The organism is Oleiphilus sp. HI0061 (assembly GCF_001635675.1).
The window spans coordinates 1-1,115 of sequence record NZ_LWFE01001824.1 but is presented as its reverse complement, the minus strand read 5'-3'; the positions used below and the strand labels follow the sequence as shown (position 1 = coordinate 1,115).

The 1,115-nt window shown below is 40.9% G+C and carries 2 protein-coding genes; one reads left to right on the top strand and one right to left on the bottom strand.

The annotated features are described in order from the left end of the window. Positions 1-700: Lon-like protease helical domain-containing protein (locus tag A3735_RS27770; protein WP_156499977.1), on the bottom strand; the 700-nt coding region annotated here is incomplete at its 3' end. A gap of 226 nt (positions 701-926) precedes the next feature. On the opposite strand from A3735_RS27770, the gene A3735_RS32210 reads away from it, so the two are divergent. Continuing rightward, the coding region (locus A3735_RS32210; RefSeq protein WP_231882678.1) for a hypothetical protein at positions 927-1,115 on the top strand (189 nt) is incomplete at its 3' end.

Sequence of the window (1,115 nt, the reverse complement as noted above, 5' to 3'; positions counted from 1 at the left end):
CTTGCTGCTTATCTACAAACTCCTGTTCCCAGTTTGCTATTTTTCTAATCACCCCTCTTAGCTTTAATTCAAGCTTAGTGATTACATCATCAAACTGATCTTTCTCATCTTCCGCAAGTGCTTCAAAGCTTTCGACTGTATGTACATCTTCACCATTCATTGCAGTGAGACGGTATCCACCAGGGGTTGTCAAAGATAGCTTTACCTTTTTTCGCTTCGCTTGCTTAGCGACTTTCTCTAATGCCGCTTCTTGCTTTTCAGCGTATTCTAGCTTGAGTGCTTCTGAGCGCTGAAAGTACTGATCATTCTCGAAAGCCTGAGGAATGCCTTTGACCNAACGGGTCATAAGCTTTTCGACATCCTTTTTTAAATTAGCGCCCATGCCAACCGGTAACTTAAGTACTTTGGGTGATCTAGGCTCATCGAAGTTAGCAACGTAGCACCAATCGTATAACTCTCTATTTTCTTTACGGTGATGATCTAGAAAACGCAAGATCATCGTACGCTTGCCCAAGCCATTGCGGCCAATTGCATACACATTGTAACCAGAGTCAGGCATTGACATCGCAAAGCGGACAGCTTCCTGTGCACGGTCCTGACCTACAAATTCATTTAATGGCGGCAGAGCTTTAGTACTGGAAAAGCCCAAGTCAGCATCATCACATGTTTTGTATAATTGTTTCGTAGATAGCGGTTTCAATGTGAGCCCTTAAATATTATGAAAATGATTACATGCAAAGCATTAGTTCAAAGTATCTAAACGATATTAACAAAACAGACTGGCTTAACAAGACTAATTTTTACCAACAATTTAACCTATATTCATTTACTATAAGAACAGCTGTCAGTTGAAAGTTGATTTGTTGGGTGTTTAGCGTTTAATATCCCTCTCCTGATTCGACCTAACCCCATACCATTTTATACCTATGCATAAAATTAAACTCATAAATTGGGCAGAGCGCCGCATTAAAAGACGCCATAAAGCGCCTGATTTACGAATATCAATACAACCTGTCGGCTTAAGAAAATTCTTCAGCTCCTCACAGGAAGTTAAATGCCTCGATATCAATCGCTATGGTATGGCGATCAGGTCGCGTCGTCCCTTTAAGGCCAAA